Source organism: Candidatus Bathyarchaeota archaeon (assembly GCA_026014745.1).
Lineage (GTDB): Archaea > Thermoproteota > Bathyarchaeia > Bathyarchaeales > Bathycorpusculaceae > Bathycorpusculum.
In genome coordinates, this window is record JAOZHS010000001.1 from 907,933 (window position 1) to 923,422 (window position 15,490).

The 15,490-nt window shown below is 46.8% G+C and carries 20 protein-coding genes; 10 read left to right on the forward strand and 10 right to left on the reverse strand.

Annotation, left to right across the window (positions count from 1 at the left end; genetic code table 11):
* Nucleotides 1-355: 355 nt before the first annotated feature.
* Both NWE92_04905 and NWE92_04910 read left to right on the forward strand, forming a co-directional pair.
* Nucleotides 356-613 carry a winged helix-turn-helix domain-containing protein gene (locus NWE92_04905; protein MCW4028969.1) on the forward strand — a complete coding sequence of 86 codons (258 nt, stop codon included), beginning with the start codon at nucleotides 356-358 and terminating at the stop codon, nucleotides 611-613.
* Between the two features lie 52 nt (nucleotides 614-665).
* On the forward strand, nucleotides 666-1,025 hold the full coding sequence (locus NWE92_04910; protein MCW4028970.1) for a hypothetical protein: 360 nt from the start codon (nucleotides 666-668) through the stop codon (nucleotides 1,023-1,025).
* 35 nt (nucleotides 1,026-1,060) lie between these two features.
* Here the strand turns inward: NWE92_04910 and NWE92_04915 are convergent, their stop codons facing one another.
* Complete coding sequence (locus NWE92_04915) at nucleotides 1,061-2,314, reverse strand: glycosyltransferase family 2 protein (protein ID MCW4028971.1); 1,254 nt, start codon at nucleotides 2,312-2,314, stop codon at nucleotides 1,061-1,063.
* 324 nt (nucleotides 2,315-2,638) lie between these two features.
* Complete coding sequence (locus NWE92_04920; GenBank protein ID MCW4028972.1) at nucleotides 2,639-2,965, reverse strand: PadR family transcriptional regulator; 327 nt, start codon at nucleotides 2,963-2,965, stop codon at nucleotides 2,639-2,641.
* Nucleotides 2,966-3,071: 106 nt separating this feature from the next.
* On the opposite strand from NWE92_04920, the gene NWE92_04925 reads away from it, so the two are divergent.
* Entirely contained in the window at nucleotides 3,072-3,881 is an 810-nt protein-coding gene (locus tag NWE92_04925) for an EFR1 family ferrodoxin (protein MCW4028973.1), read from the forward strand.
* A 126-nt stretch (nucleotides 3,882-4,007) separates the two neighbouring features.
* Here the strand turns inward: NWE92_04925 and NWE92_04930 are convergent, their stop codons facing one another.
* Complete coding sequence (locus tag NWE92_04930; GenBank protein MCW4028974.1) at nucleotides 4,008-4,145, reverse strand: hypothetical protein; 138 nt, start codon at nucleotides 4,143-4,145, stop codon at nucleotides 4,008-4,010.
* Nucleotides 4,146-4,349: 204 nt separating this feature from the next.
* Between NWE92_04930 and NWE92_04935 the strand changes: the two genes are divergently transcribed.
* From NWE92_04935 to NWE92_04945, 3 genes are read left to right on the forward strand one after another with little or no spacing between them, the layout of a single operon-like run.
* The gene (locus tag NWE92_04935; GenBank protein MCW4028975.1) at nucleotides 4,350-4,880 is read left to right on the forward strand and encodes a hypothetical protein; all 531 of its coding nucleotides are present in this window, start codon (nucleotides 4,350-4,352) and stop codon (nucleotides 4,878-4,880) included.
* Between the two features lie 9 nt (nucleotides 4,881-4,889).
* Nucleotides 4,890-5,450 carry a CDP-alcohol phosphatidyltransferase family protein gene (locus tag NWE92_04940; protein MCW4028976.1) on the forward strand — a complete coding sequence of 187 codons (561 nt, stop codon included), beginning with the start codon at nucleotides 4,890-4,892 and terminating at the stop codon, nucleotides 5,448-5,450.
* 9 nt (nucleotides 5,451-5,459) lie between these two features.
* Nucleotides 5,460-6,476, forward strand: a complete 1,017-nt coding sequence (locus NWE92_04945) for a radical SAM protein (GenBank protein MCW4028977.1) — start codon at nucleotides 5,460-5,462, stop codon at nucleotides 6,474-6,476.
* Here the strand turns inward: NWE92_04945 and NWE92_04950 are convergent.
* Nucleotides 6,466-7,815 (reverse strand): hypothetical protein, encoded by a 1,350-nt coding sequence (locus tag NWE92_04950; GenBank protein ID MCW4028978.1) that lies wholly within the window; start codon nucleotides 7,813-7,815, stop codon nucleotides 6,466-6,468. The genes NWE92_04945 and NWE92_04950 overlap by 11 nt on opposite strands.
* A 206-nt stretch (nucleotides 7,816-8,021) precedes the next feature.
* On the opposite strand from NWE92_04950, the gene NWE92_04955 reads away from it, so the two are divergent.
* Nucleotides 8,022-8,276: a hypothetical protein gene (locus NWE92_04955; protein ID MCW4028979.1), complete on the forward strand. Its 255-nt coding sequence runs from the start codon at nucleotides 8,022-8,024 to the stop codon at nucleotides 8,274-8,276.
* Nucleotides 8,277-8,458: 182 nt separating this feature from the next.
* Here the strand turns inward: NWE92_04955 and NWE92_04960 are convergent, their stop codons facing one another.
* Both NWE92_04960 and NWE92_04965 read right to left on the reverse strand, forming a co-directional pair.
* On the reverse strand, nucleotides 8,459-9,310 hold the full coding sequence (locus tag NWE92_04960; protein ID MCW4028980.1) for a hypothetical protein: 852 nt from the start codon (nucleotides 9,308-9,310) through the stop codon (nucleotides 8,459-8,461).
* 95 nt (nucleotides 9,311-9,405) lie between these two features.
* Nucleotides 9,406-10,464: a hypothetical protein gene (locus tag NWE92_04965; GenBank protein ID MCW4028981.1), complete on the reverse strand. Its 1,059-nt coding sequence runs from the start codon at nucleotides 10,462-10,464 to the stop codon at nucleotides 9,406-9,408.
* 166 nt (nucleotides 10,465-10,630) lie between these two features.
* Between NWE92_04965 and NWE92_04970 the strand changes: the two genes are divergently transcribed.
* Entirely contained in the window at nucleotides 10,631-11,101 is a 471-nt protein-coding gene (locus tag NWE92_04970) for a hypothetical protein (GenBank protein ID MCW4028982.1), read from the forward strand.
* Between the two features lie 304 nt (nucleotides 11,102-11,405).
* Here the strand turns inward: NWE92_04970 and NWE92_04975 are convergent, their stop codons facing one another.
* The 3 genes from NWE92_04975 to NWE92_04985 form a co-directional block, all read right to left on the reverse strand.
* Nucleotides 11,406-11,789 (reverse strand): DUF1634 domain-containing protein, encoded by a 384-nt coding sequence (locus NWE92_04975; protein ID MCW4028983.1) that lies wholly within the window; start codon nucleotides 11,787-11,789, stop codon nucleotides 11,406-11,408.
* A complete protein-coding gene (locus NWE92_04980) occupies nucleotides 11,786-12,607 on the reverse strand; it encodes a sulfite exporter TauE/SafE family protein (protein ID MCW4028984.1) in 822 nt (273 codons plus the stop codon). Before NWE92_04980 ends, NWE92_04975 begins: the two co-directional genes overlap by 4 nt.
* Before the next feature lie 116 nt (nucleotides 12,608-12,723).
* The gene (locus NWE92_04985; GenBank protein ID MCW4028985.1) at nucleotides 12,724-13,431 is read right to left on the reverse strand and encodes a hypothetical protein; all 708 of its coding nucleotides are present in this window, start codon (nucleotides 13,429-13,431) and stop codon (nucleotides 12,724-12,726) included.
* Nucleotides 13,432-13,579: 148 nt separating this feature from the next.
* Between NWE92_04985 and NWE92_04990 the strand changes: the two genes are divergently transcribed.
* Together NWE92_04990 and NWE92_04995 are read left to right on the forward strand one after the other, a co-directional pair.
* Complete coding sequence (locus tag NWE92_04990) at nucleotides 13,580-13,990, forward strand: nucleoside 2-deoxyribosyltransferase domain-containing protein (protein MCW4028986.1); 411 nt, start codon at nucleotides 13,580-13,582, stop codon at nucleotides 13,988-13,990.
* Between the two features lie 72 nt (nucleotides 13,991-14,062).
* Complete coding sequence (locus NWE92_04995) at nucleotides 14,063-14,623, forward strand: manganese efflux pump MntP family protein (GenBank protein ID MCW4028987.1); 561 nt, start codon at nucleotides 14,063-14,065, stop codon at nucleotides 14,621-14,623.
* Between the two features lie 74 nt (nucleotides 14,624-14,697).
* Here the strand turns inward: NWE92_04995 and NWE92_05000 are convergent, their stop codons facing one another.
* Nucleotides 14,698-15,414 (reverse strand): TMEM165/GDT1 family protein, encoded by a 717-nt coding sequence (locus NWE92_05000; protein ID MCW4028988.1) that lies wholly within the window; start codon nucleotides 15,412-15,414, stop codon nucleotides 14,698-14,700.
* Between the last annotated feature and the right edge of the window lie 76 nt (nucleotides 15,415-15,490).

Sequence of the window (15,490 nt, forward strand, 5' to 3'; positions counted from 1 at the left end):
AACCGCATTCAGGTATGTTCAATTTTTCCCGTTATACATGGTAGAGACTTTGAAAACTGAATTATAATTAGAGTGGGGGCCACCCTTCTGGTAGGTGACCCCCTGCCCCTCTCGCATGGGATAGCTGGGTTTTTCTGGTGCAGATGAGCGAAACCCCGAGGTGGCGGTTTTTCGCTGTTTATGTCTTGGTTGTTTTTGGTTTTATGGTTTTTCGTCAAGGAACCTTGACTACGGTCTGCGGGGTTTAGTCAAGAAATCTTGACTAAGCAGCAAAATCTTGGTCTGCATTGATTAAGCTTTTAAACCCATCAAGCAACCACTAAGGGATATAGGCTAAAGCTGCATCGGTGTATTGATGGCGGATAAGCGGAAAGGTTCAGTGCAAATACGCTTCGAGGTTCTTGAATACCTATTCTTCGCTGGCAAAAATCAACTCCGCACCCATGTATGGCGAAAAGCCACAGATGCCTCTTACGATGATTTCCTTAAGCATCTGGTCTTTCTAAAAGAGAAAGGCTTTGTGGACGAAACCGCTGAAGGACAAATCCTCATAACCCCCGAGGGACGAAAAGTCTACACTCGACTCCGAGATGCGCTGCCCTCGCTGCTTTAGCTTTCACCATCGGTGAATCATCTATATAACCAAAAAATGGGATGAAAAAGTGATGAATCAAAAAGACCCTGAAGAAGTGTACCCTGTGAGGACTATGCATGAGTTCCTCTATCAAGTGGAAAAAGAGACGAATAGGTTCAAGCGGGGCGCAGTCATAAGCATAATGGTCTCAGCGTTGATGCTGGTCGTTTTGGTTTTTGTTGCCTACATGACAATTCTTCGAAGCTTCGCCGCCAGCGGTATCATCCTGCTAGCCGTGTTGGCAGGCGTGCTTGTCTACAGTATCTATTTGATGAGTTTCCAGTATCGCTTCTTCCGCAAATGGGAAAACCGCCTCAACCGCCTTAGTATGCTTGAAGAAAAAATGATGCCGGAGTTAAGTAACCAAGAAGAAACCTCAGATAAACCCTAACGCTTCCTAGTCTGCTTACAGCGAACGTCCTTCTATCATGTTACTCTTCCGCTTCTTTCCGTTTTAACCCACTTAAACGGGCTATTGGACAGGATATCAAAATATGCTTTGAGCGAAACACTCAAACTCATGAAGTAACCGCCTATCATCATGGGTATAACGAATTTCAGATAACGTAGTTGCTTAATTTGGTAGAGTCCTGCAAAAACCATAGCTATAGCTGATATTGTTGACAATATCATAAACGCTAATGCGTATGGTTGTGGTATGAGGCTGACCGGTGTGAGAACCAATTGTGCAATCCCGCTGGCTAGCCCTATTACTATCAATATTGGGATAAGGTTGATGTTTAGCCAAAGTAACCCTTCCAGTTTCTCTCGTATAGACAGAAAAGGCGAGGCAAGAAGTTTTGTAGTGTACTTTAGACCACAAACCGTGTGTCCTCGAATCCAGCGATATCTCTGTTTGCAGTACACCTTTAGTTTATCTGGTGCTTCTTCGCCACAATCTACAGTCACGTCATATTTTGTCTTGTAGCCCGCTAATAGAGCTCGGCAGGTTAAGTCCGTGTCTTCACTATACACTTTAGGTTCCCATTCACCGACTTTGCTGATGAGCTCTCTTCTAAAACCTCCCGCAGTACCCCCATATTGGGCTGAAAGTCCGATTTTGTCTCGTGCTTGAAGTTCGCATAAGAACCCAGCTGATCTTTCTGCGTGAACCGTCTTGGTTAAGAAATTCTCATCTTTATTCACCACATGTATTCTCCCTTGCACTAACCCAACCTTTGGGTCTTCAAACCATCGCACGAGTCTTTTAATAGTGTCAGGTGCTGGCGTGTAGTCCGCATCGAATACTAAAACTATCTCATTTTTAGATTCGGATATTCCCTGATTCATAACGTCTCCTTTGCCCATCCCGCCTATGGGTCTGTCGACGACACGAATGTAGGCAAATTTATCCGCCCATTGATGAGCAATCTCTGAGGTTTTATCGGTCGAGGCATCGTTTAGGACCAAGATTTCAATCTTGTCAGGTGGATAGTCAAGTTTGCTCATGTAGCACAATGTTCGGTCAAGTACTTTCTCTTCGTTTCTTGCAGGAATCAATATTGAAACAGTGCGAGTGGGTGCATAGTCTGTGAATTTGTCTGGTTCACTTTGCCGCAATGTTACAATAGAAAAAAGGTATTGGCGCACCACGTATGGCAATAATAAAAGTGGAAAGATGATGTTCATTATACCGAAAAACTCGCCTATCATTATTTCAGCCTCGAGCCGCAGTGGCATGGCAAAATGATACCGCCTGTTTTGTGGGCAGTAACAATGTCTTTTCTTGGTGTAATCGTTTTTTCGGTATTATCCATGTGTAAATGCCTCTTAGGCTCTTGAATTCATTGGAATATAACCCCACGCCTCAGAACGTTATGTTCAAAACTTAGTACAAGGAAAAGCAATATTGCGGAAAGTCGCGGCGGTTATAAGAAGAAGGGTTCCAATTGGCAAAGCACTTAACATTAAAAACAAGAAAACGACAAATGCCTTGATGGCTCGTCATCCTAACGCACAATTCTTAATTCTGCGCTTCGCTTCAAAAGAAATCAGGCAGAGGTTTTATAATACACCTAGTTTTTTGAGTTTTTTTTGTGGTAGGCAGGATTTGATTTCGTCGAAGTCGTAGAAGGTGTTGACGAATTCGTCTATGGATGCTTCAAGGGCTTTTTCGCCTTTTTCTGTGATTGAGTAGCGTTTGTTTTGATCTACGGTGAGGATGCCCATGCTGTTTAGGTTTTTTAAGACGGGGTAGATGGTGCCGGGGCTGGGTTTTTTTCCGCGACGTTTTTCGAGTTCTTGTGAGATTTCTGCGCCGGTTTTTGGTTCTTTGCGGATTAGCCATACGATTAGGAATGAGAGGAGTCCTTTGGAGCTGCATTCGGTCATAGGATAGAGTTTGGGTTTTGGTGTTTTAAGGTTATCGGTTTTGCGATATATTTATCTGCAAGTATCGTATAACCAATATCGTAAACCCAATATCGACGGGATTAAAATGAACACAATCTACTACTTCACCTCAACCGGCAACTCCCTAGAAATAGCCCGCCAAATAGCAACAAAACTCGGCGACACCCAACTCATATCCATGGCAACACAACCACCCAAAAACCAAGTCGGCGGACCCAACCAGACAATTGGCTTTGTCTTCCCCGTCTACTTCTTCGGTATGCCCCGCATAGTCAAACGCTTTGTCCAAAGCCTAACCATTGCCCCCAGAACCTATTGCTTTGCCATTGCAAGCTATGGCGGAACAAAACAGGACACGTTGGGCATGCTCGACGATGTTCTGAAGAAAAAAGGTGCCCACTTGTCATATGCCGAAGGAGTGTTGATGCCGGGGAACTATATCGTTCGCTATGGTTCCGAATCCCCCGAAGAGGCAGCGGAGATGAGGCAGAACGCCCAGATAAAGGTGGAAGAAGCGGCACATGCCATAAGTAATCGCGTAGCTAAATCTGTTGAAAGAGGAAATAAACTGCTAAGCAGAGCCGCCAACAAAATAATCTACACCAACATCGAAGGTTTCGACAAGAAATTCAACGCAACCGATGCCTGCGTGAGCTGCGGCTTATGCAGCCAAATCTGCCCCGTCCAAAACATCAAACTGGAGGACCACCGCCCCGTTTGGCAGCACCACTGCGAACGATGCTTGGCTTGTATCCAATGGTGCCCAACCGAAGCAATCCAGTACGGCACAAAAACTGCAAATCGCCAAAGATACCACAACCCAACCGTTAAAGCGCAAGATATTATCGCTGAAAACATGGGTGTTCTAGCAGAGGCTAAGTTACTTTCTACATAGATTGTTTTTGGCAGCGTTTCTGGCTGGCTAACTGCACGAATGCTCTGTGCTGTTTATTGGTAATGTGCATTTTATGGAAGACTTAACATGCTTCCACATCCACACCGCGGCGTTTTCAACATAGACCTATGCAGGGCATGTGGAGAGAATCGCTGCGCCCACACCGAAACAGACGCCGAAAAACGTTGCAACCCAAAAAAGCATTGCTTTGCGCAAACCGTCTTGTGGCGCCGCAAAAACCGCCACACCCACATAAAGAGACAAACGGAGTTCACCTTTGGTGTATAGGTCGAGTGCGTTAGCGTTTATACAAAGATTTGACTCCTTCCGATTAACAAGGAACGGACGAATCAAAATGAACAAAAACACTAACCAAAAAACAAAAACCCAAACCCGAAATCGAAGCCAAACTCCGCTAACTGGGAGGGCGCTGCGTTGAGATTTTGGCCGCAGCAGAGGTGGAAAAAAATGTTGCTAACCGCGCTCTTAGTTGCATTGGTGGTGCTTGTTGGTTTCGCCGCATACCTCGAATACAGCGTTTACCGAGAAATCGCCACACCCCTCGAAACTCTAAACGCGGCTGGCGAGAAATCGGCGCTGGTAGTGTATCATCCGGGCACCACTGACTTCGCAAAAAACATCACCTACACCTATGCAGAGACCCTCGCAGCCAACGGCTGGCGAGTAGACGTAAGCACGGTGAGTTCTCAAACCCCTGCGGACCTGTCGAAGTATTCACTGCTGGTGCTGAACTGGGCAATATACGACTTAAACCCTGCTCCAACCATGACAAACTATATCCACCGCATCGGAAACCTAAACAACATAAACACAACAGTCATAACAATCAGCGGTGGCATGGACCCCCTAAATGCCAAAGATACCATGAACCAAATTGTCCAAGACGCCCACGGCAACATCGTGCAGTCGCTTGCGTCTTCACGTAGCAACCGTGACTTTGAAGGTCTACGTGCGGCAGCAAACAACTTAACCCCGTAGGTTTGAGCCATGAACAAAAACGCGTTAATCCCCTCAGGCATCAGTTCGCTGCGGCTTGCAGCCCTGCCTATATTTTTCTATTTCAACAGCATAGGCTCTCCCTCGATGTGTCTACTTGTTTTCGCTTTAGCCGCCGGCACGGACCTGCTTGACGGCTTCATCGCCCGAAAGCTCAAAGTCGCCTCAAAGAAGGGTGCCTACTTTGATGCGGTAGTGGACTTTTTGTTTGTCGCAGGCATATTCACAGCCTTCATACAAAACGGCTACTATCCAGCTTGGATTTTTCTGGTGATAGCGGCTTCATTTGTCCAGTTCGTGGTTTCAGGCTTCTACACAAAGAAGCTCTACGACCCCTTGGGAAAATACATTGGAAGCGTCCTCTACATAGCCATAATCTTGACGTTGCTGGCTCCCACCTCAGTGGTGTTTGCGGTTGTGGAAGTAGGCTTCCCAATTTGGGCTGGAGCATCTTTTATCACACGCACCCTCAGCTTCACTGCAAATTACCGCAGAAGCCTCCTCTTACAAAAAAACCTGCTAAATCAACCCCACCAAACCACACGACCATAGGTAGGCGAAATGACCGCAACAACCCCAAACCTCGCTTTGCCCCCTCAAGTGAGGGTTTCTTTAGGCTCCGCCATCGTCCTGGGTCTTTCTGAAGGCAAATTGGACGCGGCACCCACCACCGTCTACCTTATGACCCACCGTCAAGGTAAATGCGGCGCTAATTGTGGGTTCTGCTCCCAAGCCCGTAGCAGCAAAAGCAGCACTGAATTGCTTTCCCGCGTCACATGGCCCACCTACTCCACCCTAACAATTTTAGCCGCGTTACCCAACGTAGTTGCCGAGGGCAAAATCCGCCGAGTCTGCATTCAAGCCCTCAATTACCCCGCCGTCTTTGACGAATTAGAAGCCCTTGTAAAAAAAATCAAACAATGCGTGACCGTTGAGGTTTCGGTTTCTTGTCAACCCCAAAGCCGACAGAACATGGAACGTCTCAAGGCGTCAGGCGTGGACCGATTGGGAATTGCCCTAGACGCTGCAACCGAAGCAATATTTGACCGCGTCAAAGGCAAAGACATCGGCGGCAACTACTCATGGAGTGAGCAGTTTCGGCTCATGGCTGAGGCTTTACAAGTTTTTGGTCGCGGCAATGTTAGTACACATGTGATTGTGGGTTTGGGTGAAACGGAGCAGCAAGCCGTAGAAGTCCTTGACCGATGTCTGCGGTTGGGGGTTTTGCCGGGGCTGTTCGCGTTTACACCAGTGCGAGGTACTGCGCTGGAGGCATCTTTGCCCCCGCGGCTGGATACGTATCGGCGCGTTCAGGTTGCGAGATATCTTCTAGTAAACAAAAAGGCAAAGCTCGCGGATATGCGGTTTGACACAGAAGGAAAAATCATCGGTTTCGGGGTGCCTCTCGAAGTGCTTGATGCCCTAATCGAATCTGGTGCGCCTTTTCGAACTTCTGGCTGCCCTGACTGCAACCGCCCCTACTATAACGAGAAACCCAGTGGACCCATCTACAATTACCCAACAAAACTTACGCAAAAAGAAGTGGAGACAGCTAAAAAAGAGCTGCTCAAGGTATGAGTTGATCTGCGGTTTGGTCACCCTGTTTTTTGACGGGTTTGAGTGGCTTTGGTTTCTGCCGTGTAACCTGTTCGACTAGTCGCCAAAACTCATCCATTGTGTAGCCTTTGAGCAGGTCTTTCATGAGTTTCTTGACTTGGTAGTACGTCATTTGGGCTTCGCCTTTGTCGAGGCTTTCCTGTGGACCTTTGATGCGGCGGAATAATTCGTCCATTTGACGTGGAGAGGCGCGGATGCCTGCTTTTTCTAGCAGTTTCTGGATGAGGGTTTGTCCCGTGTTTCGGCCGATGAATATCATAGTTTCTCTGCCGACGATTTCAGGTGGGAACGGCTCAAACACCAGCGGTTGCTGCATCATTTCTTCCACTTCTTCTTCGACTTCGTGGGTGAAGATGTTTTCGCCGATGATGGGCTTGTGGAATTGAATGGGCATAGCAAAGGCTTTCTCTGCGGACTGGGCGATACGATAGATTTTGCCCATGTCGATACCTGTGTCTATGTTGTAGAGTAATTCGGCTGCGGTGACGACTTCTTCGAAGGGCGCGATGCCTGCGCGTTCGCCAAATCCCGCGATGCAGGTGTGGAGGTAGGGTACGCCTTCTTCCATGGCGGCAAGGGTGTTGGCGGAGGCTAAGCCGAAGTCGTTGTGACAGTGAATTGCTAATGGTGCTTTCTTTTTGACAGCTTCGGGCAATCCCTCGCGGATATGTGAAATCAGGTAACGCATGGATAGGGGTCGTATGAAGCCGACGCTGTCTGCTATGGCGAGGCGTACGGCGCCTGCGTTTGCTGCAACTTCAAAAACTTGGATGATGTCTTCTAGTGGGGTGCGGGTGCCATCCATAAGGGTAAAGTTAACGTTTGTGCCATGTTTTTTGGCGTATTCTATGGTTTCGGTGATGCGTTGGAGTTGTTGTTCTTTGGTTAATTTCAGTTTATACTGAAGGTTTAGTCCGTTTATGGGAGTTTCTATAGTGATTTCTTTTATGCCGCATTCCAGGCATGCGTTAACGCTGTTTTTGGTGGCTTCGGCAGATGCCGTAAGTTTAGCGTAGCTAAAACTCTCATTGACGATGCGTTTGACTGTACGTTTTTCCTCGTCGGATAGGGCGGGGAAACCTACGTTTATGACTGCGACGCCTGCTTCATCCATCAGCTTGGCTAGGCGAACCTGTTCTACGTAAGTTAAGTAGACGGTCGGCGCTTTGATGCCTTCGCGGAAGGTTTCGTCCCAGATGAATGCGCGGTCAGGAAGTTTAGGCGGCAGGTTCTTTCTTAAACGGTTATAGTTTGCAATCAATCCCTGAGCTTCTAGCTTCTTGAATATAGTCTTCCTCATTTAGACACAATCCAACCAACAATACGCGCTAAATTAACACCTTTAATTTGCAATTTCCTATATAAAACTGCATCTATATTTAGCCATCCAGCACAGACTTTACCATACACTCGCTTGACCACCAAGACTTTTACCTACCGTTTTTTGGTGTTGCAAAAGCTTAAGTGCAGTTAGAATAATAATCAACCGCATAAGGGACAACTATCATGTGTAGCCTCCGAGTCACCATAGAAAAAATCAAAAGCTTAGAAGAGGAAAAAAAGAGCCTCCTCCAAGAAATTGACGAACTCAAAAAAATCGCGGACCAAAAAGCCCTCGAGCTAGAAAGCGAAGTCGGCAAACTCCGTGACGAGGTCAAATCTTTAAAGGTCCTAATGAACGGCGCCCAAACCCCTGTGGCGGCTCCTTTAGAACCCGCCGCGGCGCCACTTGTGGAACCCGCAAACAACTCTCCCTCCTAAATTTTGGTGTTTAAAAAACCCGCAACTGCTTTGCACACTTTACTTTAAGTGCCCTCTTGGTTAATTGACGCCAGAGTAGCGCTTTCAAAAATCCTCATGAGCCCTCTTAGGGTTCTAAATGGGAAAAAAAGATAATGTTAGGAACCCGATTGGATGAGCCGACTTGATGAGCTGTTCGGGTTTTAGGCGGTTGAGGGAGGCACCCGCTTTAGCAGGTTGTTGATGGCGTCTACTGTTGCGTTGCAGGCGGTTTGTCTTGCCGTAGTTGAGGTATCGGTTTCGAGTTTTTCAAGTTCTTTGTGCAGTTGGTCGCTGATTTGGTTGAGTTCCTGTTTATGTTTCTCGTAGTTGTCATGCAGCTTTTCCTGTTCTGCTGAGAAGCTTTGCAGTTTAACTTCTAATTCGGTTTTGGCTGTCTCAAGGTCACTGGTGGTTTTTGCCAGTTTCTCAGTTGCTAAGCGTTTTTCTTTGAATTTGAAGAATCCAAGTTTGACGTCCTGCTGCTCGGCTAAGTCATCTTCTAAGTCGCGAATTCGATTAGAGAGTTGTTGGACTTCGGTGTTTCGGGTAGTGCTAAGTTGGCGGCTTTTCTCAGCGTATTCTTTGTCTGCTTCAACGATTTTGTGGTTGTTTTCCGCTAAGGCGTTTGATTGCTGATTAACTTCGTCTTCTTGGATGCGGTTTTCAGCCAACGCTGCTTCCACATCAAGGAAGATTTGGCTGATTTCTTTTTGGAATTGTTCATCGATTTTAACGGCGGGGTTCGCTTCAAACTCATTTACGGTACGTTTGAGCATAACGAGCCAATCATCAAAGTACTGACTAAACGGGGACAACGCAAAAATCTGGCTTCCGAGCCTGTTTAGGCAGTTGATGGTTTTTTCCGCCACTTCCTGTGCAGTTGCCTGCGGGGCTTCTTCTTGGAGGTACTTGGCACCTGTTTTAGCCTTTTTATCTTTAGCCTTCTTTTGACGAGTACTCTTAGAATTTTGTCGGCTTGCTCCCCGAGGGCTGCCTCGTGATCTAAAACTCATAGCTAATCTCTCAGTCTCCAATTAACGCAGGAAATATTTAAAGAATGGCACTACTTTTGGGGGAAGAAAAAAGGAAAAAAATAAACTTGTGGGGTCTATTTTTTACGTCTAGCTCTGGCTTTAGCTTTTTTGGTTGGCTTTGTCTCAACGGGCTTTGGATTGTCTTTGGGTTTCCGTGCCCGCCACGCTAAAAATGCTCCTGCCACGACCGCGAGCCCTAACACTGCCACAACGGCGTAAACCCATGTCGGCTGCGCATCTGATGTGTTACCTGAATCTGGTGTCTCTGTAGCTGTTGGCGCAGTGGTTTCTCCTGGGTTTGTGGGCGTTACCGGTGTACTGGTGCTGCCAGGGTTGGGGGTGGCTGTGTTTTTAGGATAAGTGTTTGAGGGGTAAGCTGTTGCTTGGGGTGCTGTTCCTGTGGGGGTAGGTGACTCAGCTTGTACCAGCAGTGTGTACGTGTTAATTTTGTACTCTGACGGAAGGCTTGATTGGTTCACGTCGTATGCGCCGAATTTGAAGTCTTTGGATGCGCCTGATGATAGCGAGGGGGTTAACACTTCTTGTCCATCATAACCGCCTACAGCTACAACTTCGCCTGCGGAATTGTAGAAAGTGCCAAAGACGCGGAGGTTTGTAGCGGTGTCTGACCCTGTGTTTTTGACGGTGCCGCTGACCCAGTAGACCCCTTTATCATCGGAGCCGGTGCCTACGCTGGTGGATTGAGCTGTGATGGTTAAGCCAGGGTACTGGTACTTGTCTGTGGTGTCTGCGCTTAGCACGCTGACTTCTAGGCTTGAGATGTCGCTTGTGGTGTAGCTTGTTGTGCCTGACAAGATGTCGCCTAACACGAAGGACAGATAGAAGGGTGCTTTCTGTTGGGGCGCTAAGTATTGCACCCAAACGGTGCCTGAGATGTCTTTTACGGTGCCGTCTGTTAAGGTAACTGTTGCGCCTAAGTGGACGATGTTTATGGTGCTTGTGCCGACGTTTTGGACTTCGCCAACTACGTCTAGGAGACCCATTGTGTCGAAGTAATAGTTTTTGCTGACGATTTTTACGTCACTGGCGCTGCTGAGGCCAGTTGGGATTATGCATAGACTGAGCATGAGTGTGGTTAATGCAACCAAAAGGTACGCTGATTGCTTTTTCATTAATGTGTTTCTCCTCTGTTGTTAAGCGAGAGTCTGATAAGTAGTATAAAACAGTTTTTCAAAATTACACCTAAATGCCGAGCGCAATTTTTTTAATGGGCTATATAGAGTCGGGGCGCAATTCTTAAATGTAGAATATGGCGATATGCTGTCTGAAGGAACCTCTGTGGCCGAAAAATTACATCCCTATGTAGTATTTCTTCCAGTCGAAAAAAAAGATAAAATCCTAAGCGCAATATTTGGCTCCAAAGCAGGAGTCGACCTACTGCGCTTTAGCCTCCATCAAGGCATAGCCAAAAACATCTACCAAAAAGACCTGGTCCAACAACTCAACTACAGCAACAAAACCATAATCGGAAACCTCAAAGCACTCACCTCACTGGGAGTCTTAAAAGAAAGCATGGAGAAAAACGAAAAAGAAGGCCGTATCATCTGGATAAAAACCTACCAACTCACCGACCTCGGCCGATGGTTTGCCCTGCTTCTGGCACAGGAAACTGAACTCTCCGAAGGCGAACGAGCAGACATCCTCAAAAGCCTATTTCGAACTTACGTTAAACAAGTAAAAAACTTGGCTGAAGAAATCGGCATCGCCAAAAAAACGCTTGAAGACACCTTCAAAGAAGAAATGAAATAATCCCCCACCTAATTTAATGTAGACTTTTTGAAATGCGCCCTTGAAATTAAGTAATAATAGCAATCATGTTATTGTTAACGAACCTATTTGGATGCTAATATTCAACCTATGCTGAAACGATAGAGGGGGAGCCCAACGTGCATATTTGGATCCTATTAGTGGTTCTATGCAGAAACCTAAGAGGGGTAGATCACTATTGACACAGAAACAACCCAAAAGCATGTTGAAAACCAGAAGAATTGCTCGCCCTAAATTAGGGCGGAGGCGAGAGGTTCTCTATCTGACCGCTACCCAAAAACACGAGTTAATGCAGTGCTAAACTTATCGTCAGTACTATGAGCACAAAGAGCGTTATGAGTACGTATTTGAGGTTTTTTTCCCAAGCAAAATAGGCAACCGATGTTATGGCTCGAATGTAAGGCGTGAGCAGGAGAACGATGATTCCTAACGTCATAAAGACCAGCGCGTTCTCTGCCGTGAAGAGGTTTTGGACTTCTAGCGCGATAAACGAGAAAAAGTTGTCTCCGCTGATGTAGACGGCAGGATCCGTGGAAACCGCCACGTTGCCAAACGCCCCAAAATATAGCCCTATCCCGATGACTTCTAAAACAACACTGACGATAACTCCGACCACCAGCAAGTAACTCACTGCGACTTCTAGTTTGGCTTCTCCGCTGCCTAAACTCATAGCGACGTCACTCCTTTGTAGAGCATCTGGATAATCATCACCGTCACAATAACCAAAAACAACACGCGTAGGTGCTTGTCATGGAAGCGGTTGAGGATTCTGCCGCCCACCAACGCGCCCACGGTGACGCCGACCGCCATCGGAGCCATCAACGTCAAATTCAGCAACCCCGAAAACAGATAAACACTCACACCCGCCAATGCGGTCATGCCTATGATGAAGTTGCTCGTCGCACTGGAGACTTTAGCGGGTATCTTTAACACTTTTTCTTGTACAACCACCTTAAACGCGCCTGCACCGATGCCCAGCATGCCTGCCGCTAAGCCTGCAACAATCATGCCTAAGCCGCCCAGAAAAGCGTTGGTGGCTTTGTATTCGACGATTTTGTTTTTTGCTTTGTCAAAGTAGCTGCCTTCGAGCCGTAGCCATCTTGAAAGTTTGTCCTGTGTTGCTGGGGGAGCGTATTCTTGTTTTAGTGAGGCGCGGATATTGATGTATGAGGTCATTAGGAAGGCGGCGAAAAGGAAGTAGAGAAAGATGGGTGCGATGATGACAGTTATGGTTGCGCCCACGATGGCTCCGGTGATGGTGAACATTTCTAGGTACATGGCGAGTTTGACGTTAGCGATTTTCTCACGCACAAACGACGCCGCGGAGCCACTGGACGTGGCGATTATAGCGACCATGCCGCAGGCTACTGCGACTTTTACGTCGATGCCTAAGAACACCAGAATCGGTGTGAGGATGCTTGCGCCGCCTAATCCTGTAAGCGCACCCAAAAAGCCCACAAGTATCGAAATAAGCAGCAGCGAAAGCATATCCAGCAAAGTTTTTCTCCAAACTCTATGAGTACACGAGGTTATTAAACAGGCACTTTAGCGTTTACTGCGCTGCGGGAAAAATAAAATAGACGATATAGAGGGGGAACTGGGGGTTAGGGGTGGAGTTGTTGGCGTTTGCGGTAGATGATGAAGGCCGCTGCGCAGGAAACCATAGCTAAGAGTGCACCAAGAGGATATTCAGGTAACTCCATGCAAGGCGTTATGGTAAAGGTTGCCGATGCAATGATGGTTGGATGAGCTTTTTCTGAAACTGCAACTGGGTAGCCAAAGCCCGGCGAGATACTGGGCACGTTGAAGGTGGCGGTAAAGGTGCCTTTTTTGCCGTCGACTTCGAGGTGGCCGAGCGCGAGGGCTTTGCCGTTGAAAGTTGCTTGGAGGCCGTCAGCTGCGGTGGAGGAGTAGCCTTTGCCTGTGATGGTTATGGTTGTCCCTTGGGGTCCGCTGTTTTGGCTAAGCTGGATTTTGGGCAGGATGGTGAATTTCACCGTGTCTTTGTTGCCTTCCGCGTCTTGAGCTACGACATCATAGGTGCCTGCGGTCAATCCGCTGTCGGGTATGGTGATTTCGGATTTGAATTGTCCTGATTTGTCGGTTGTTGTTTCAAACTTGAATAGTTCGATGGTTAGTTTGGATTTGTGGGCGAAGCCTACTCCTGTTACAGTGATGACGTCGCCTATGCAGGCGCTGTCTTTGTCTAGGGTTATTTTTGGGTTTTTTGCGCTTGCTGTGTTTAGTGAAGCGACTAGGGTTAGGCATATGAGGGTTAATGCCATGATTGTTAGGCTTTTCTTGTTTTGCATAGGGTACACCGTGAATTGTGTATTGAGAAGTACGATTGCTGTGTTTGGTTAATAACTAAGATTACCAAACCTGACACATATCCAAACCCGCAAGTTCCGAATAGACAAGCATATTAACCCTCAAAGAAATCTCCATACGGCGACGAGCATGGCAAAACAGGTTTTCATCTCAGGCCCGATCCTTGGTATGGAAAAACAGCAGGACTACCGAAAAACCGTAACCGACATCTGTACTAAACTCGGTTTAACAGTCATTGACCCTTGGAAACGTGAGCGTGTTCTCTATAACGGTACTGAGGAATGTTGGTGGGATAAGGTGCCTACGTTTGAGTTTATCTCGCGTGACCTTGACGACGCTGACCGTTGCGATATTATGGTGGTTTATTTGCCGATAATTTCTGCGGGTGCCTGTATGGAGATGTTTTATGCTAAGCGCAAAGGCAAACATGTTATTGTTGTGTCCGAAAATCGTTGTCTTAGTCCTTGGATAATTTTCCACGCTGATGCTGTTATTACAAATTTTGATAAACTTGAAGAAAAACTGAAAAATCTCCTATAACTGAGCCTAAAAACTGAATACTTGCGGAAACTATATCCATGCCTTCTGAAACTATGTTTTAGGTGTAACCCCGTGGATGCCGTAACCATCATCCTAATCGCATTTGGCTTAGCTATGGATGCCTTCGCTGTCTCCATCGCAAACGGCCTGACAATCACCAAAAACCGCCCGCAAGCCGCCCTGTTAACCGCTGGGTTCTTTGGCGGGTTCCAAATGTTGATGCCTGCGATTGGCTGGCTTGCAGGATTTAGCCTCCAAAGCATCCTATCAAGCGTAGGCGACTGGATTGCCTTTGTCCTCTTAGCATTTATCGGCGGAAAAATGATTTACGACGGCGTAAAAAACAAAAACATCACTGGCACATCAGACCAACTCAAACTCCACAAGCTGCTTTTATTATCCGTTGCAACCAGCATCGATGCCCTCTTGGTTGGCTTTAGCTTCGCATTTATAGAGACCGCAATCTTTGTGCCCATACTAGTGATTGGGGGCATCACGTTTTTGCTCTCGTATGTGGGCTTCTCTTTTGGAACTGGCTTAGGCGAAATGTTCGGTGAAAGAATAAAGATTGTAGGCGGGATAATACTGGTACTTATCGGGTTGAAGATTCTTCTTGAGAACCTAGCCGTTTAGGAGCCACCTGCCCGCGTGGCTTCTGTTTTTTCTTTCGCGGTGTTTTGGTGAACTTGTGGAAGCCAAAAAATTCTTTAGTTTTTCTCTATTGGAGTCTGTTCTTCACTGGATTTGTCGTTGTCTATTTTTTGGCGTTTGACTAACCAGTAAGCCATTAGTATTGAAAAGGTTGTTAGCAGAACAACTGTCAAAATGCTGTAGCTTAACCCGATTTTTTCAACCAAGATTTCGTAGGTGCCAACTAATCCGAATAGTATGAAGATGCTGGCTGAGAACCATTTGATTGTTTTTTGTGGAATACGCTTGCACAGGACCACGCCGATTACTATTCCGATGCCGTCTGCGATTATCATTCCTAACGTTGTACCCATTAGTACACTTACTGCATTTTGGTACTCAACAGCTAAGCTAATAGTTGCCAACTGGGTTTTGTCTCCGAATTCCGCTATGAAGAACGCGATAGCAACGGTGGCGACGGGTCCAAACCGTGAAGGCTTTTTGTCTTCACCCTTCAATTGGTCTCCTCGTATAGTCCAAAGTCCAAAACCGATAAACGAAATTGAGGCGACCAAGGAAATTATGTCAACGGGTACAATTGTAACCAAGAATTGACCTGCCAAAACTGCCAATGCATGATTTGCAATCGTTGCGATAAAGACGGCGATAAGTACTTTTGAGGCCTTGAAACGGGTAGCAAAGGACATTGCAAGAAGCTGGGTCTTATCACCCATTTCCGCGAGAACAACAAACGCCAAAGACGCCAAGAACGCCGCTACACTTAACTCAAACATGAACGGTCACCGCCAAGTTATGGTTGCGTCTCGTGGAATTAGGCATCCCCCGATGTACAACTTTGGACAATTATAA